Raw genomic sequence first — 17,579 nt, 5'->3', positions numbered from 1 at the left:
GTTCCCTTAAGATTGTTCAAAGCTTTGTGTCGGTGAGCTTGGATACTTGTTGAGCGGTTAAAACCGTTACCGCCTGTCCGACCTGCTTTATGAAAATCAAGCGGAGCTTTGAATTTATCGATTCAATTGCCATGACGGTTTCTTGAATCGCCTTATAATCAGGTTGACCCATCGCGGTAAATTCCCACAGGCGTTGTTCGTGGGAATCTCGCTCTGAAATTATGGTGTTTTGCTGGCTTTGCCATTGCGATTGAATGGCTTTAAGTTGATCAATTTGATTTTGCGTTAAGTCAAGATGCGCAGAGTGATCTAAAAAAAACTCGCTTTCACCAATGTGGTAGAGATGAGGCACATTAACGTAGCCAGGAAGGCTAGTTTCAGTGTTGGTGGTTCCAGGTGCCTGATCTTTAGGTGGTTGTCCCATCATGGACATGTTTTTCATGCCCATTTTGCACATCATGCCCTTACACTTACCCATCATCATTTTATCTTTCTGCATACCTTGCATAGACATAGGCGCAGACATATCCATTTTCATGCCTTTACCCATGCCCATGCTTTTACCCATATTCATGCCCATTCCGTTACCCATGTTAATCTTCTTAGAGGATTGCATGCTGGGATTTTCTTGCAAAGCCGTTGAACTTTCCCCTGCTAGTTGCCTATCGATGGATGTTGTTTTTGAGGAGGCGTATGAGACTGCCAGTTTTGAATTACCGTTTATTTGGTCCAGCGCACGCTGTATCTTGGAGAAATCACTGGCAGAGTTGTCTTCAACTCCTTGAGTACTTTCAGGTACGGGGCCTCTTTCCTTTTCATCAGCAGGCTGTGCATTGGTCGAACAAGCGGACAGCAGGGTGGCCGAAAGAATAAGCAGTGACGAACGACCTCGTTCACTGACAATTGATTTAAGTAAGTTTTTCATATGACGCACGCCTTTCATGTGTATCAAACATTCCGAATAGATTAAGCTCGACCTGCCTTTGGCATTTCATGATCAATGCCAAAGGCAATAAGGCTACTGCACTGCGGGTAACCTAGCTACCGCCTCTACAACTTATAAGGAGGGGGCAGTGCTTTTTGACTACATTAATTCATATTCATGTGACCATGTTTTTTTGCTTCCTCAGTCGTATGGCGCATCATTTGCCTCATTATTTTTTCCATCATAGCCATCCGTTTTTTCATCGCTTCCATCTTTCTCGCCGCGCTTATATTTTTAGCATCCAACATTTTTTTACCTTGGCACCCTCCCGTGTTATCCATTTCCTTCCCGATCACTTTCACCACCTCCCCCATACTCACTGCATGATCCCGTAACATTTCTTGACGTTTTCTCAGATCTCCCTCTTGCCTAGCAAGCTCAAGAAGCTGCTCCATCTCAGAAATATGACTTTGCATCATCTCAATCTTTTTGCCGCCCATTGAATGTACTGCCTTGCAATCTAGTATTGTGTTCTGACTTTTGTGAGCATCAGCCAAAGGGGTGATAAATAACATTGCAATAAAGGCATGTTTTCTGAAGTTTTTCATAAAGATGTCCTTTCGTTACATTTAAAGCGCGCCATGATGTAATGCTTTTTTAATATTTAGAAAACTTATCGAGAGCCATTAGGGATCGCAACTTCGATCTTTTACTACCAATGCATTACAGCGAAATTAATGAATGGCAATCTTAGACTGAAGTAGTTTATCCAGGACTTATCTAATAAATATCGCTAGTTCTATAGCTATCACTATTTTTTAAGTTCTACCATGTCATGTTTCCGCACATCACCAGCTGATACTTTCGCCCGCGCAAAATGTTCATTAACGATAGTTGTGATTTCCACGTTTCCGACGAACTCTTTTCTATAGTCATCATTACCTTCTTCCTCCGCCCCTTCCCAAATGTAGCGATAAACCTGCAAACCCTGCCCAACTTTCGCACCATCACTGCTGCCAATACAGACAACAACTTCATTGCTATCCACACCAACTACCTGACCTCGCGCAAGGTATTCGTGATACAACTGAGTAGTTCCGCAAGCTGTCAGGCTACCTACAAAAATTACCAGGAAAAATGCTCTTACCATTTTATTTGACATTTTCATGCTTCCTTCTAGTGTTGTAAAAAATCAATGGACATATAACGCTGTTCGTTATTTATAGAATGTTGCTTTCATATATTTCAATGCGGCACCAAGTTCATCCCCTGACAATTTACTATTCCCTCCTTTTGGTGGCATAGGCATTGGGCTGCCAGGACTTTGAATACCGCTGATGATGTTGTTCAATAACTCGCTCTCATTTTTTGAGAATCGACCATTCTTATCCGTCAAGTCAGGCACGCCCGGCAGTGTGCCTTTACCGTTTACACCGTGGCATGCCTGACAGTTGCCTTCATATATCTGTTTGCCAGAAATATTGGTGGATTGGCTCGTAGTGGTTGATTGGCTTGTAGTGACTGAAGCCTTCACTAGTTTGGTGCGTTCTATTTTGGCATTTGAATTTTGTAAAAATGTCAGAATGTCACGGGTCTCCTGGCCTGTAAGGCCTGCTCGCACTCTCATGTGGAATAAGGTCGTAACCCACTGATCATCACGCAGGTCAGAAGGACTACGCATATTGTGGCAGCGAACGCAATTTTCACTCCACGCTTTACTCCCCTTAGCGAAATCCCCCGTTTCTGGATAATCAAATGCATACAATGAAGGTGTTGCGAGTAACATCACCAACAACAGGGTGGCACTCTTGCCACCGCTACTCAGGTTTTTCATAATTAATGTAATCATCATAGCTCTCCCCTACTAAAACCCGTAAGTCATTTGAAATAGAAATCGATCCTGATCAGCCTCACTCCCCTCTTGCCCATCGTTGAATTCGTAGCTGAATTTGCCGATAAAGTTATTGGTAAAGAGGTAATTGGTACCGATGGCCCACTGTTTTTGATCCTGACTGTTATGGGGGGAATCGAAATCGCTATAGCGGGCAACCAATTCCCATTGGGACTGGGCAAATCGGTAGGATCCTTGGGTATACCAAGTTTCCCACGTAGCGCCTTCAGAGGCCGCGGTTCCGTTTCCGACATCTTCACCGACTTCAGTCTCGACATATTCACCGCGTAGGTTAAAGGTCTTGTATTGCCAGCTAAAATCTGCGCCTATGACATCGTAGTCGCGCGCACCCTCATTATTGAGCAGGCTATTATCGCCACCTTCAATCGACGTCACCGTTGCCTTACCACTGGCTGCGGATAAACCCAGCTCAAAACCTGCGAAGGGGATAAACCCAAAACGCCCCCCCACAACTTTCTCTCCGTCACCGTCAGCTCCAAAGCCTTCGGCCTCAACGCCGTCGAGTTCATATTCCCCGTCCTCGAATTCCGCAATCAATTCAGGTCCGTTGCTGATATAAACGGCATAGTTAGTTCTAACGGCTCCTATAGGAAATCCACCTCTCAACTGGAACCCCACATCCGAAATCGGAGCCGCGCCATCATGGCCAAACCCTGGGGGGGCTGAGGGCAGCTTATTAATCCAGGAGGGATGAATATTTTGTCTAAATTGACCGATAGGGCTTAGGAACTTACCGCCCACCAAAACCATATAGTCATTGATAAACCAGTCGATACTCAGGTATTCGAGATTAACTTCAGTCTCGCCATCATCTCCTACTTCAAACTCCAATTCAGATTCCAGCATCACTAAATCACGGTACTGAAAATGAAAAATAGGAGCGAAGGTACCAACATTAAAACTGCCATCGGAAGATTCCGAATCGACAAACCCAACGTCAGCATAGCCAGCCATATGGACTAGGGTATCAGGCTGTAACCATTCGCCAGCGGACGCTACATCCTTACGAATATTCTGCACCTCTTTCTTTGTTGCACGCTCTCTAAGCTGCTGCCTGAGCTGATTCATTTCCTGCTGCATTTTCTCTAGCCGATTCGCTAGCTCTTCAGTCGTATCAGCAAATACCGCCCCTGAGAAATTAGACGTAGCGATGACAAGCCCAATACTTGCTATTAATTTTTGTATTTTCATAAAGCGTTCCCCTCAGTGAACCTTTAGCTATTTTCCGGACGGCCTTTTATGACAGCTCCAGGCTTCATGGTTTGCATTATCTTTTACGTTTTGATCGACAAATTTGTAATAACCTTCTTTAATATGCGTCCACCAATCGTCAGCGATATCGCATTCGTACTTCCTGACTATCTCTTCGATCTCATCTAACTGCCTTTTAGTTGCGTCATAGGCTACCTTGAGTAAATTTTCTGAAGCATCTATCGCGACTGCATCTACCCCCAAAAGTTGTTCAATTTCTTCAACAATCATCTGTTGGTTATCCCGAACGTCCCCCTCCAATTTCAGATTTCGCACCATGAGTGAATTCTCGTTGACGCCTGGTTTGTGTTGCTGTTCATTACTCATATAGGTCCCCCTTTTGAATTGATCCCAGCTTGGGTATAAACGCTGGCGTGGTATTTTTGTATTCAATGTACTGATCACCAAACTGCTCGATGGCCTGACGTTCCTCCGACTTTGAAAGGCGAAGATATACCACCAGCAAAATGGGAAACATGACCAGGGTGGGAATGGTTGGCCATTGCAGCAAAAATCCAAACATGATTAGAACAAAAGCAACGTATTGAGGATGCCGCATGCGGGCATACCACCCTGTCGTTGCCAGCACGCCAGACTGCTGCGCCTTGTGTAATACGCCCCATGCCGACGCCAACAAGAAGAATCCCAACACAATGAGCACATTACTGGCAATGTGCAGTGGGTCAAAATGTGCATTACCCTCAAAACCGAAAATCGTATGTAACAAGTGACCGTTCTCATGGTCCAAAAAATTAACGCCGGGATAATTTTCCGAGAGCCATCCAGAGAGAAAGTAAATAGTGAGAGGGAAGCCGTACATTTCGGTGAACAAGGCGACAATAAAAGCGGAAAACGCCCCTAAGCTCCGCCAGTCGCGCTTCGTTTTTGGTTTTGTAAAACTAAAAGCGAAGAAAATAAATATTGCCGAGTTCAGAATCACTAGAACCCACAATCCATAAGCTTCATGCTCTTGCATGACACTGTTCCTCAATAATATCTATGATTTATTCTGGTGTTCTTTTCGATCGCGAAGGCCATCTTCGTAGCCTTTTTGATAACCCGGATCACCATCCCTACTCTTATCGTCGTTACCCCCATGCTCCCCATGGCCACCATGACCATGTCCCCCATGCATAAAGATGTGCATAAGTGGGCAAAGCAATAAAATCAGGAACGGCAAAGCCTGAAACAGATGCTCGCGGTGTTCCATCAGTAGGAAATAACTAACGGCGCCAATAAGTATCAGTGCTGCTAAACCATTGGAGCTAAACCAGAAAGACTGCTTTTGTTTCATGTCGTTACTCTCCGTTCCTGTTCACAATCAGCGTGCCTCGGTACATCTGCATCTGACAGCTGAATAGATATTCCCCTGAGGGCAAAGGTGGAAGGCTGATATCTTTGGGTTTGTTTAAAGGTAACTCCTCGCTGATGTCGATATCTGAAAAAACCACAGTTGCTGCACATGGGGATGCGTCTTTGCGCACGAATCGCAAGGTCGTGTCCTGGCTTGCTGCCAGTTGAATTCTCGAAGGCTCATAAGTGCCGTTATCCACAACGATTGTCACTGTGTTATTGTCAGCAGAAACGACCTGTGGTTTGTAAAGCCAAAACCACCAAACAATCATGACGATGAGCGCCACACCGAGTAAATTTATGATCATCATGTCGGCATCTCCCTAATGATTCTTTGCGTTAAACAAGCGGAGGCGATTTGCGTTAGTCACCACCGTCAGCGACGAAAACGCCATTGCAGCACCAGCAATGACCGGGCTAAGTAACAGCCCCAAAAATGGATACAACAAGCCCGCTGCAACGGGCACACCCGCAACGTTGTAGATAAAAGCACCCAAAAGATTTTGTTTGATATTGCTGAGTGTTGCCTTACTCACAGCAATGGCATCGGCCAAACCGTGCAGCGAGCCTCGCATCAGTGTAATGTCAGCACTTTCAATGGCGACATCTGTCCCTGTACCAATAGCAAATCCCACATTCGCCAAGGCCAGAGCGGGCGCGTCGTTAATACCGTCACCGGTCATGCCTACTATTTCACCCTGCCCCTGCAGTTCCGCGATCTTGTCAGACTTTTGATCAGGAAGGACTTCGGCAAAATACTCGGTTATGCCTACTTTTTTCGCGACGGCTTGCGCTGTAGCGCGATTGTCACCAGTCAGCATGACGACACGCACACCATTTTTCTGCAGACGTTTTATGGCCTCGATAGAATCGCTCTTTATAGGGTCGGAAACGGCGATAATGGCAGCGAGTTTTCCATCAACAGCAAAGTACATAGGTGTCTGCGCTTGAGCGGCCATCTCTTGCGCTTTTTCGACATACGCGTCGATATCGATCCCTTTTTCCTGCATCAGTCTTTCATTGCCAAACAAAAGTGACTGACCCTCAACGATTCCCTCAACACCATGTCCGGCAATCGCTCGAAATTGTTCAACAGTGCCAAAATCAAGACCGCGTTCTTTTGCGGACTCAATGATCGATAGGGCTAAGGGGTGCTCCGAACCGGCCTCTAGGCTGGCAGCTAAACGCAGGACACTACTTTTGTTATTTTCGTTGGCGAGTATTATGTCTGTGACAGCCGGTTGCCCTAAGGTGATAGTTCCTGTTTTGTCTAACACCATCGCAGTTATCTTTGAGGCAGTTTGTAGCGCTTCACCGTTACGAATCAGCACACCGGCTTCAGCGGCCTTGCCAACACCGACCATCACAGACATGGGGGTTGCCAATCCTAACGCACAGGGGCAGGCGATAATGAGTACTGTGGTAGCTGACACGATTGCGAAAGCAATACGAGGATCAGGGCCAAAATTCAGCCAAGCAAGCGCGCTGACAACGGCAATGATCATGACGATAGGCACAAAATACGCCGAAATCAGATCAGCCAAGCGACCAATTGGCGGCTTGGAATTTTGTGCTCGCTTGACCATTTCTATAATCTGAGCAAGCGCGGTATCTTTTCCGACACGGGTGGCTCTAAATAAGATCGAGCCGCTTTTATTGACAGTACCAGCGACTACCTCGTCCCCTATCGCCTTTTCAACCGGCATAGGTTCTCCGGTCAGCATGGATTCATCCACTGCTGTCTGACCTTCTAAAACAACGCCATCAACCGATATTTTTTCACCAGGACGAACTCTTACGAGATCACCGAGTTGGACATCCTCAATGGCGATGTCAACATCTTCTCCGTTGCGGACCACTCTTGCTGTTTTGGGCTGTAAGCCAATCAAGCGTTTGATCGCTTCCGATGTTCTGCCACGCGCCTTGATTTCAAGTGCGAGGCCAAGGTTAATCAAGCCAATAATCATAGCCGTAGCTTCGAAATAAACGTGTCTAGCCATCTCTGGTACCAGAGATGGGAAGAACACAACAAACATGGAATAGATCCAGGCAGTACCTGTACCCAGGGCAATGAGAGTATCCATATTGGCGCTGTGATTGATAAAGGACTTCCAGGCCCCCACATAGAAATGCTTGCCCGCGAAAAACATCACACCAAATGTCAGTAGACCAATGGTTAACCACACCACTCGCTCTGTCGTTGTGGTCACGGTCATTTCACCGATAACCAGGCTGTAAATCATCAAGGGCACACCGAGCGACAATGCAATCCACATCTCTCGCATTAAGCGTTGGTAGTAGGCCTCATCTGCTTTTTCTTTTTCATCAAGCACACTCTGGTCTGACGTATCCGTAATACCTTCCGCGTTATATCCGACAGACTTAATGGCATTGATTAAGTTATCGACAGGAGCACCTCCCGTGACTGATACCGTGCTTTGCGCAAGATTCATCGTCGCTTCTTGAACGCCATCAACACCTTTTAGCGCACCCTCAATTTTGTTTACGCAGCTGGCGCAAGAGGCATTGTGTACGCGTAGGTATGTAATACGTTCGGGACTATGGATTTGTTTTTCTTTTAATACGTTATTATCAGTCAATTGCATTGTTCTATTCTGCTCCTGAGATTGCAGGGTCATCATTACTATTGGTGCTATCCCATGTTTCGATAAGGTGGCAAATACTCTCTCCAGATGGATCACGATTGGGCAGTTCATGCCATTCATTGGACGCCGATTCCATTCGAGCCATCAGCATCTGTGCGTCACGCATCTCTGTACGGGTAGTTTCCAATCGCTGATCGATTAATTGGCGAACCAATGGACATGGGCTATCACCTGTAGACGCCACTTCCAGGATTGTTTGGATTTCTCTCAAAGTGAACCCGAGCCGTTTCGCCCCTAAGAGAAAACGAAGACGTCTCTCCTGTGGTAAGTCATAGAGCCGATAACCATTAGTCGCATCCCTTTTTGGAGACAACAAACCAAGCTTGGTGTAGTGCCGGATAGTCTCAGCACTGACGCTAAACTGCCGAGCGATTTCAGTTACCGTTTTCATTACGCCTTTAATCGAATTGTGTATTTACAAGCGCTTATTGGTATCGCAAATACATTTCCAGTGACTTTCGGAACGCAAAACCAGCGCGAACCGAACCAAGGGACGATCATACAACCTACGTGCAGCACCTAGGTCAATAGGTCGATGTTTGGAAGCTCCGAAAAACGCGCAGCGACGCCAATCGGAAATCAGGCGTGTTTAGGGGGGTGAAAAATTAATGAAGGGAATCTGTTAGGTGACGATATAAGAAGGCTATGGCAAACAAGATTTTTATTTAATCTGCTCAAATTGACCTGTTCATTATTGAACACAACCATACCTCCGGAAGTGCAGGACGTTGCACACATGCCATCGATACACTGCATGTCGCACATGTCACAAGATTCCGAATGTGCTTTGGTAGTAGAACCTTTCTGTTGATGACAGGGTTCAGAATGTTTGGAACTTTTATCAGAAGGCTGATCAATACGATGATGTATGCCATGAGGCATCACACCAGATTCAGAAGAGGCTACAGGCTCATGATTTTCATTCGCCATGGTTACAGGCACAGCAACGACCATAGGCTGAGTAATCAATCCTAAAATCAAAATAGCTAAACCTATTAAACGAATCATTTTGTACTCTTATTTTATTTCAAGCCTTAATATACATCTATTTTTCTAAAAAACATTGAAGTAAGTCAATTAAACAAGATCACATCACAAAGATATGTACCAACCACAAAGATATAGAGAATATTCTTTGAGAACTGTGAAAGCTGATCACCATTTTACAGAGCACCCCAAGTTAAATTGTTATTGAACACAACTAGATCCTGACAAGCATTTAAAAAATACTTAATACAGAAAATCAATTCGGGTCGAGCAAAATAAAAAACACTACTGAACGCAACCGAAACAGTTGCATCTTCAAATTGACACCATCATTCTAAAACATGGGTGATGGGCGTTACTTAATCCTATTAACGCCCGCACCCACCCATGAATATTGACGTCCACTAGAACGCTGACGCCAAGTGAATCAGCTGGCTACTAGTGTTTACTATGATCCTTCGCAGCTTTTTTCTTCACATCGATCTTAACTTTATTGACTTCATGTCTAGAGTGATCCTCGCTATCAGAAACAGCCTTTTTACAGTTTTTCATTTTGGATGAATGACTCGCATCACCTTTTGAATGGTCCATACCTTTTTTGGCTTCACACTCGGAAGCCCCCTCTTTCAATTTATGTAAAGCAGGGTCGTGAGCAAAGGTAGGCATTACCACCAAGTTAAGCGCTAGCAATATAAAAGCACTAGGCATTATTTTTTTCATTTAAAAAATCCTCTTGTTAAAAATAGAAAAATTGGCGATCTTGGATATTCTCTAAAACCAAGCTCGCACACCGATAACCCATTGGAAGTCATCGGTGTCTTCGCCCGCTTGACGAGCAAAATCAGCCGTATTCCCAAAACTCTTGTTCCAATTCACACCGATATAGGGAGCAATCTCACGTCGAATTTCATAGCGCAACCTCAGGCCTGCCTCTAAGTCAGATAATCCTGAACCAACACCAATATCAGGATCGTTCTGACCGTAAATGTTCACTTCGATTTTAGGTGTTAAAATCAGGCGCTGTGTAAATAACAATTCATACTCTGCCCCTAGTCGCAAGGCTGTGCGACCGCTCTCTCCAATAAATAAGGCTGTATCCACTTCAAAGTAATAGGGAGCAAGCCCCTGAAAACCAATCACAGCCCAATTACGGCTTGGCGTTGGCTGAAAGTCTTTACGTAAACCAAACTGCAGATCCCAATTGGGTGCAACCGCTTGGCTATATAGAGCTTGTAACTCAGCTTCCTGAGTTTCCCCGTCAACAGTTTCGGCTTCGACTTTGTACCAAAACTTACGCAAATCCTGGCCAATCCAACCTTGACCTTCCAGAAACAATGGGTCCTGATCATCGCCATCACGATACTCCAGGCGCTCGATCAATGTCATTGCAAGGACCGGGTCATCCTTGCTGCCCGCCAAGCTATCCTCAATCAGGGCTGCCGTGAATGCCACGCCCAACGTAAGCTGGTATAAGAAATTGTTTAACATCTTCATTTTCATTTCCCTCCTAGCTTATGCGCACTTCTCGGAACATGCCCGGCATATGAAATAGCAGGTGACAGTGGTAAGCCCAACGCCCTATGGCATCAGCAGTGACCAAATAGCTGATTTTAGATCCGGGTTGTACTATCACAGTGTGCTTACGGGGAATGTAGTCTGGCTCACCAGTTTCCAATTCACTCCACACACCATGTAAATGCATGGGGTGCGTCATCATCGTGTCATTCACCAAGGTGAAGCGAACACGTTCACCGTATTTCAACTGGATCGGTTCGGCATCCGTGTATTTAACACCATTGATTGACCACATGTAGCGATTCATATTGCCTGTTAAATGAAGCTCGATTTCGCGACTAGGCTCACGAGAATCCTGAGTCCGGTAGAGGTTGCGAATATCTGCATAGGTCAACACCCGCCGGCCGTAACGCTGCTGATGTTCCCGCAACCCAATACCTGGATCATTCAAGCCGCTGCGCGCATTTTCCGCTCGCATATTAACCTGCGGTCCTTTCTCGGTTCTGGCATGAGTGATTGGACGGTTGCTGCCAAAACCAGCCTTGCCCAGCTGAGCATTGCCAGTATGCTCAAGCGCTGTCATCCCACCCATATTGTGTTGGCTATGATCCATCGCAGACATACTCGCCATCGCTGCCCCACCATGTATTGTGTGGTTTCCGCCCATACCCATGTCACGGTGTTGCAACAGTGGAGCGGGATCCAGTGCAGGGATTTCCGCCTTCCATTCAGGGCTAGGAGACAAGGTGCCCCGTGCATAACCGGTACGGTCAATGGCTTGTGCGAATACGGTATAGGCGGAATCCGCACTGGGTTCGACCACCACGTCATAGGTTTCTGCAACGCCGATACGGAATTCATCGACAGTAACCGGCTCAATGTTTTGTCCATCAGCTGCGACGACCGTCATTTTCAGTCCTGGTATACGGACATCAAAAATTGTCATTGCGGCAGCGTTGATAACGCGCAGGCGAACTCTCTCCCCTTTCTTAAACAAGCCGAGCCAGTTGTCATCCGGGGTCTGGCCATTCATCAAAAAGGTATATGTATAACCCGTCACATCACTGATATCGGTTTCGTTCATGCGCATCCTGTTCCACATGCCGCGTTCGCGCCAAGTCTGAGCCACACCCTTTTCGCTAATATCGCGCCAAAGGTCGCCCACAGTGCGCTCTTGAAAGTTGTAGTAGTCACTACTTTTTTTAAGTTTGGCATATATTTCTTCAGGAGCATCATCTGACCAGTCTGACAACATGACCACATAATCCCGGTCATAAGCTACTGGGTCCGGCTCCTTTGGATCAATTACAATTGCGCCATACAAGCCTGTTTGCTCCTGAAAGCCAGAGTGACTGTGATACCAGTAGGTGCCGCTTTGGTTCACATCAAAGCTATACTCGAAGGTCTCGCCCGGCTTGATACCGTCGAAGCTCAATCCAGGAACTCCATCCATGTCTGCCGGGAGAATCATGCCGTGCCAGTGTATTGAACTGTCATGAACCAAATGGTTAGTGACGCGCAACGTGACGCGATCCCCTTCACGCCAACGTAAGGTGGGTGCTGGCACGGAACCATTGACCGCCGTGGCCATTTGTTCGCGCCCGGTAAAATTGACAGCTTGATAACCGATATCCAAGTTAAATTTTGTACCGTTCAAGACTTGAGGATTACGGCGAATTGGATTTGATTGTCCCAAGGAAAGCTTTGGAACCAGGCCGAGGCCTAGCAACGCGCTACCAGCAGCCATGCCGGTCACAAAACGTCGACGTGAACAATCAAATTCTATCGCCGGGCTCGTGATTATTTCGTTTTTTTTCACGGCTTTTTTACACCTCACTTGGCAATCAGGGGCTTACTGATATGCTGATACACTTCAGAGCTGCCGTCTTTTTTCAATAACAGGACGTCATAGGGATCAAAACGGTCTCCCACTTCCATGCCGGGACTACCCACCGGCATACCCGGTACGGCCAAGCCAATGGCATCTTTTGGTGGAGACGCTAGGAACTTCTGAATTACTTCAGCAGGGATGTGGCCTTCAAATACATATCCATCAGTAGAGATGGCTGTGTGACAAGACTGATAGCGCGGCTCGATTTTTTGATCGATTTTAATCTTATTCAAGTCTGACGGATGGTGTACATCTGCTTCAATACCCATACCTTCTGCATGATCAATCCATTTTTTACAACAACCGCAAGTTCGGCTTTTATAAACATCTAGCACTATGAGATCAGAAGGAATTCTAGGCGAATTTATATCGCGACTGAGGTCCGCTTGCTCAGAACAAGCGGCAATACTAAATAATAAAGGTGTAGCAACCAGAAATCGGCTTACACATTTGACAGCACATTTCATAACAACTCCCATAACAGTCGGGTCTGCTTAGATAGCGAAATAACTGGGAGTATTTAACTCCCGCTAACTCTGGTAAGTGGAAAATACGCCAAAATTCAGGCGCACTTATCCTCTGTTAGCAGGAAATGGGAGGGCGATAGAGCGGGATAATTAGTTTGTCAACTGTATGATCCGAATAGTGATTAGCCAGCAAGTTGGAGGGAGGAGCAAAAGCTATATGCGTTCCTATTAAAACTGCGGCATTACACCCTCCGAGACTACAGTCACAATCTGCACAACATTCAACAAAGGTGGATGAATTCTCATCAGTGGGTTGGGACATTCCCATATGCTGAGAGTGATCCATTTCGAAGCCATCGTTTGCTACAACAGCTGACGTCATCGCTGTAGTTTCGCAAGACATACTTACAGCCGCATATGTCTGAGAGATGAATGCCATCATCAGAACAATCGCAACAATGTATTTATATCTTATTACAGACTTCATAATCCAACTTTTGAACAACTGACGTTTCGAATCTATAGAGCGTGTTGGATCGAAGATAGTTCAATTTATTGAAAACTGCAACACGATTATAGGTAGGTAATATTATTCTAAGTTAAATGGCCAAATAAATTTCTAATAAAAACAATAGTGGCAGAGCCGAAAATAGCCGCCTAAATTGCAATTATCCATCTATGAATAGAGTGCTAGAAGCACTCAGTAGCCCTCACAGGAAAAAATGAGGCGCCCCACTATCCGCAACCCGTGATCAATAACGTCTAACCATATTAATAGAATAGTAATATTCAGTTTTGCTATTATATAAATGAGGAAATGTATTTACATCCGCTAGAGACTTGATTTACTATGCGCCGACAGGCTTCCTGGTAAATGAGAACGAGATGCACGTGAGAATTTCAAAAGCAGCAATAATGCTATTTGCGATATTTGCCTTAATTGCGCAAGTATCTGCTTCAGCATATGCCGCCTGCGAAATGCCCAGCGACACTCACAACTCCAGTCACCTGGACGTGTCTGCATCATCTAGCCATTCAGATATGCACCATCATGCCGCAATGGATGACGGAACGAACAACCCTGGTGAGATGGCAGAAGATTGCTGTAACATTGACTGCAACTGCCCTGCTAATGCCTGCAATTCAACGTATGCGGCAAATAGTGAACTTCCTCAAGCATTACTGCTGTTCCATTCAAATGCCTTCAGCATTATTTCAGAAGCTCAGCTAAGCTCTAACATTAGCTCCCTTTATCGCCCACCAGCTCACGCTTAAGCTAGGGTAAGTGCGCCTTGGTTTCGCACATCAAACCACTATCTTCGAACCTCATTCAAAAACGATAGCGTTTGATATCTGTAGCACCCCATCACCCCCTAGCCCTACATACTTACTTTAGGCTGTCGCACTACGCGGCGGGCAATGTGAATTAATCGCAGCCCACATACCACTGGTCGATAGTTCACATAACTTTTGAAGTGATCTAAATGGAGCATCCGATGAAGCATAGATCTGGAAGCATTATGGCCGTTGTGGCTAGCATTTCTTTAACCGCGCTGGCTGACAGTGAGTCCAGGCTAGTTCCTGAACAGACTTTATCGCTTGAAAGGGCTGTATCCATAGCCATAGAGAATGACCCCTGGTTAACGCAAAGCGTTCTTAATCAGAAAGCAACCGTGGCAAGAAGTGTTGCGGCAGGCACCCTAGCAGATCCAAAAGTGTCATTGAAGTTATCCAACTTGGCGATTGATTCCCTACAGTTTGATCAGGAGCCCATGACTCAAATGCAACTTGGCATATCTCAAACACTGCCTCGGGGTGATAGTCTATCGATTCGTAAAAATCAACTTCTTAAAAAATCAGCTGAGTACCCTATCCTCAGAGAGGATCGCAGAGCCAAACTCAAGAAAGTTGTATCAGAGCAATGGCTGGACAGCTATGCCGCTCAGTTTACAATCGAGCTTATTGAAAAAGACTGGCATTTATTTGAGCAGCTAACTGATATAACGAAGTCTAGCTACTCAAGCGCCATTGGCAAAACTCGGCAACACGACATTATTCGCGCTCAGCTCGAAATACTGCAGCTCGAGGACAGATTGACTCGCGAAAAGCAAAATTTCGAAATATCAAATGAAAAGCTAAACGAGTGGATGTTTTCAAAGGAAATTGAAAACTATGGCCAAATTCTTAGCCCTGGAACACAAATAGCCAAGAAATTGCCAAACATTGAACTTAGCCGGTCCACCCTAACGAAGCTGAAAAACGCAAGCCAACAAGAGCTCGCTAGCCTTTTGTCAACACACCCTCTACTTGCCGCTATAGATGTAAAACAATCTGTATTCAATCAATCGATTAAACTTGCCGAGCAATTATACAAGCCCAAATGGACGCTCAATGCGTCTTACGGATACAGAGACAACGCACAAGACGGTAGAGATAGAAGTGATTTATTTTCAGTTGGCATAAGCATGGACGTTCCCCTATTCACCCGAAACAAACAGGATAAAACCCTCTCCGCAGCGACTGCTGATGCTGAGGCTATCAAAGCAGAAAGGTATTTAATACACAAAAGCCTTATTAGCTCGCTGAGAAAAGAGTTGCGAAATTTAACCCGACTTTTAGAAAGGCAAAGACTATACAAAGAAAGTTTGCTAATGAAGAGCCGCGATCAAGCGCAAGCCTCATTGACAGCATACACCAATGACGACGGAGACTTTTCAGAAGTAGTACGAGCACGAATTGCCGAGCTAAACACACGTATATCTGCACTGAGAATTGATGTTGACCTTTTAAAAACTGTATCCCGAATTAACTACTACTTAAGCCAGTCTTCTTATCCCCAAAACACTAATAAGACTCAAGAAAAAGGAGCTCTATAATGCCATTCAGTAATAAAACTCTGCTAGCAACATTGATCGGCGTAGCTCTAGGCGTGACTGGAATAAAGGTATTTGAAGTAAATAATCCAGGCGAAATGGATAATAGCGCAGAAGATAAACCCCTATATTGGGTGGCGCCAATGGACTCCAATTATCGTAGAGATCAACCTGGAAAGTCACCCATGGGAATGGACCTAATCCCTGTATACGAAGAAGCATCATCCAGTCAAAACTTTGGACCTGGAGCTGTAACCATAGCACCTCATGTTATCAATAACTTAGGTGTACGAACCGCAGCTGTAGAACGAAAAGTAATGCACAATAGAATTTCAACAGTAGGTTACGTTCAATACAATGAAGACTTTCTCATTCACATACACCCAAGGGTTGAAGGTTGGATAGAGAAACTCCACGTTAAATCTACCGGAGAACCAGTACAAAAAGGGCAGGCACTCTACACCCTTTATTCACCTCAGCTCGTGAACGCCCAAGAAGAACTTCTGATAGCTATAAAACGCAATAATCGCGCTTTGATATCAGCAGCCAAAGATAGACTGCGTTCTTTACAGCTGCCAGAAGATTTCATTAAAGATTTGATTAGAAAGCAACGGGTCAGTCAAAACGTTACTTTTTATGCACCACAATCTGGCGTTGTTGAAAATCTGAAGATAAGGGAGGGGTTTTATGTTAAGCCCGGAAACACTCTTATGAGTATAGGTAAGCTGGACAAAGTATGGGTAGAAGCCGAGGTATTTGAAAATGACTCAAACCTCATAAGAAAGGGTTTAGCAGCATCGATGACTCTTGATTATATGCCCGGTAAGAATTGGTCGGGGCATATTGACTATGTGTACCCAACTTTAAACAGTAAAACTCGTACATTAAGAGTTAGGTTGAAATTTGATAACCCAGACAAATCTTTGCGGCCAAATATGTTCGCGAAGGTGGATATACATTCTAATCAGACAGATAGCGCCATACTGATTCCCAAAGAAGCACTTATTCGAACCGGCAGTCAAGACCGCGTCGTATTAGCCCTGGGTGACGGGCAATTTAAATCTATCGAAGTACAAGCCGGCCGAGTCAACGATCGATACGCAGAAATTACAGCCGGTCTATCAGAGAGCGACAGCGTAGTAACTTCTGCACAGTTCCTAATAGACTCTGAATCAAGCAAAAGTTCCGACTTTAAACGCATGACCCACGAGGAAAAACCAGAAAAAGCTTGGCTACAAGGTGAAGTCAAAGAGCTAATGCAGGACCATGGCATGATTTTAGTTCATCACAATGCAGTAGAAGTATGGGACTGGCCGGAAATGACAATGAAGTTCGGCCTGCACGAAAGCATTGACGCAAGCCTGTTGAAACCGGGCCAAACTTTGCACTTTGAAGTCACAAGAACTGAAGAAAGTGAATACACAGTTACCGCCATACATATTATGGGCGAAGAGGAAACACAAAGTGCAACGGTAACTGGCGTAATAAAGTCACTAGACAGAAGTGCGAGACTATCCAGCATTCATAGAGGCGCCATTGATAAATGGGATAGACCTGCTGCAACTGTCGAGTTTTCTATTGCTAAAGACATTGACATCCAAAATTTCAACGTAGGGGACAATATCAATTTTACATTTGAAGTCAGGGATGAACTATTGATTACCCAGATGGCCAAGGAAAATGAGAAGCCTCAGCCGTCAACCATAGACCACTCGACTCACTAGTACCGGAGCAATTAG

General features: G+C 45.2%; 19 protein-coding genes. 3 read left to right on the top strand and 16 right to left on the bottom strand.

From position 1 onward, the window contains the following. Window positions 1-16: 16 nt before the first annotated feature. The 16 genes from Q1A41_RS05190 to Q1A41_RS05115 all read right to left on the bottom strand — a co-directional run bounded on the left by Q1A41_RS05190 (window position 17) and on the right by Q1A41_RS05115 (window position 12,967). The gene (locus Q1A41_RS05190; RefSeq protein ID WP_299975587.1) at window positions 17-925 is read right to left on the bottom strand and encodes a hypothetical protein; all 909 of its coding nucleotides are present in this window, start codon (window positions 923-925) and stop codon (window positions 17-19) included. Window positions 926-1,089: 164 nt separating this feature from the next. Continuing rightward, entirely contained in the window at window positions 1,090-1,533 is a 444-nt protein-coding gene (locus Q1A41_RS05185; protein ID WP_299975586.1) for a hypothetical protein, read from the bottom strand. A gap of 203 nt (window positions 1,534-1,736) precedes the next feature. After that, window positions 1,737-2,087 carry a hypothetical protein gene (locus tag Q1A41_RS05180; RefSeq protein WP_299975584.1) on the bottom strand — a complete coding sequence of 117 codons (351 nt, stop codon included), beginning with the start codon at window positions 2,085-2,087 and terminating at the stop codon, window positions 1,737-1,739. A gap of 54 nt (window positions 2,088-2,141) precedes the next feature. Further along, a complete protein-coding gene (locus Q1A41_RS05175) occupies window positions 2,142-2,777 on the bottom strand; it encodes a cytochrome c (protein WP_299975582.1) in 636 nt (211 codons plus the stop codon). 12 nt (window positions 2,778-2,789) lie between these two features. Then, window positions 2,790-4,028 carry a hypothetical protein gene (locus Q1A41_RS05170; RefSeq protein ID WP_299975580.1) on the bottom strand — a complete coding sequence of 413 codons (1,239 nt, stop codon included), beginning with the start codon at window positions 4,026-4,028 and terminating at the stop codon, window positions 2,790-2,792. 27 nt (window positions 4,029-4,055) lie between these two features. Continuing rightward, the gene (locus Q1A41_RS05165; RefSeq protein ID WP_299975578.1) at window positions 4,056-4,415 is read right to left on the bottom strand and encodes a cation transporter; all 360 of its coding nucleotides are present in this window, start codon (window positions 4,413-4,415) and stop codon (window positions 4,056-4,058) included. Next, entirely contained in the window at window positions 4,408-5,064 is a 657-nt protein-coding gene (locus Q1A41_RS05160; protein ID WP_299975576.1) for an isoprenylcysteine carboxylmethyltransferase family protein, read from the bottom strand. The genes Q1A41_RS05165 and Q1A41_RS05160 overlap by 8 nt, the downstream gene beginning before the upstream one ends. 21 nt (window positions 5,065-5,085) lie before the next feature. Further along, entirely contained in the window at window positions 5,086-5,382 is a 297-nt protein-coding gene (locus tag Q1A41_RS05155; RefSeq protein ID WP_299975575.1) for a DUF2933 domain-containing protein, read from the bottom strand. Between the two features lie 4 nt (window positions 5,383-5,386). Further along, on the bottom strand, window positions 5,387-5,752 hold the full coding sequence (locus Q1A41_RS05150) for a cupredoxin domain-containing protein (protein ID WP_299975573.1): 366 nt from the start codon (window positions 5,750-5,752) through the stop codon (window positions 5,387-5,389). 12 nt (window positions 5,753-5,764) lie between these two features. Beyond that, window positions 5,765-8,047 carry a heavy metal translocating P-type ATPase gene (locus Q1A41_RS05145; protein ID WP_299975571.1) on the bottom strand — a complete coding sequence of 761 codons (2,283 nt, stop codon included), beginning with the start codon at window positions 8,045-8,047 and terminating at the stop codon, window positions 5,765-5,767. A gap of 4 nt (window positions 8,048-8,051) precedes the next feature. Continuing rightward, complete coding sequence (locus Q1A41_RS05140) at window positions 8,052-8,498, bottom strand: MerR family transcriptional regulator (protein ID WP_299975569.1); 447 nt, start codon at window positions 8,496-8,498, stop codon at window positions 8,052-8,054. A gap of 188 nt (window positions 8,499-8,686) precedes the next feature. Further along, on the bottom strand, window positions 8,687-9,115 hold the full coding sequence (locus Q1A41_RS05135) for a hypothetical protein (protein WP_299975567.1): 429 nt from the start codon (window positions 9,113-9,115) through the stop codon (window positions 8,687-8,689). A 417-nt stretch (window positions 9,116-9,532) separates the two neighbouring features. Next, window positions 9,533-9,814 carry a hypothetical protein gene (locus tag Q1A41_RS05130; protein WP_299975566.1) on the bottom strand — a complete coding sequence of 94 codons (282 nt, stop codon included), beginning with the start codon at window positions 9,812-9,814 and terminating at the stop codon, window positions 9,533-9,535. A 51-nt stretch (window positions 9,815-9,865) separates the two neighbouring features. Continuing rightward, on the bottom strand, window positions 9,866-10,588 hold the full coding sequence (locus Q1A41_RS05125; protein ID WP_299975564.1) for a copper resistance protein B: 723 nt from the start codon (window positions 10,586-10,588) through the stop codon (window positions 9,866-9,868). Between the two features lie 13 nt (window positions 10,589-10,601). Next, window positions 10,602-12,410 carry a copper resistance system multicopper oxidase gene (locus Q1A41_RS05120; RefSeq protein ID WP_299976167.1) on the bottom strand — a complete coding sequence of 603 codons (1,809 nt, stop codon included), beginning with the start codon at window positions 12,408-12,410 and terminating at the stop codon, window positions 10,602-10,604. 32 nt (window positions 12,411-12,442) lie between these two features. Further along, window positions 12,443-12,967 (bottom strand): DUF411 domain-containing protein, encoded by a 525-nt coding sequence (locus tag Q1A41_RS05115; protein WP_299975562.1) that lies wholly within the window; start codon window positions 12,965-12,967, stop codon window positions 12,443-12,445. A gap of 891 nt (window positions 12,968-13,858) precedes the next feature. On the opposite strand from Q1A41_RS05115, the gene Q1A41_RS05110 reads away from it, so the two are divergent. The 3 genes from Q1A41_RS05110 to Q1A41_RS05100 all read left to right on the top strand — a co-directional run bounded on the left by Q1A41_RS05110 (window position 13,859) and on the right by Q1A41_RS05100 (window position 17,564). After that, window positions 13,859-14,242 carry a hypothetical protein gene (locus Q1A41_RS05110; RefSeq protein WP_299975559.1) on the top strand — a complete coding sequence of 128 codons (384 nt, stop codon included), beginning with the start codon at window positions 13,859-13,861 and terminating at the stop codon, window positions 14,240-14,242. 221 nt (window positions 14,243-14,463) lie between these two features. Further along, the gene (locus Q1A41_RS05105; protein WP_299975558.1) at window positions 14,464-15,843 is read left to right on the top strand and encodes a TolC family protein; all 1,380 of its coding nucleotides are present in this window, start codon (window positions 14,464-14,466) and stop codon (window positions 15,841-15,843) included. Further along, window positions 15,843-17,564, top strand: coding sequence for an efflux RND transporter periplasmic adaptor subunit (locus Q1A41_RS05100; protein ID WP_299975556.1), 1,722 nt, complete (start codon window positions 15,843-15,845; stop codon window positions 17,562-17,564). Before Q1A41_RS05105 ends, Q1A41_RS05100 begins: the two co-directional genes overlap by 1 nt. Window positions 17,565-17,579: the final 15 nt, after the last annotated feature.

Source organism: uncultured Pseudoteredinibacter sp. (genome assembly GCF_947502065.1).
Lineage (GTDB): Bacteria > Pseudomonadota > Gammaproteobacteria > Pseudomonadales > Cellvibrionaceae > Pseudoteredinibacter.
Note: the sequence above shows the minus strand (reverse complement) of the source record. Positions and strands in the feature narration are given on the sequence as shown.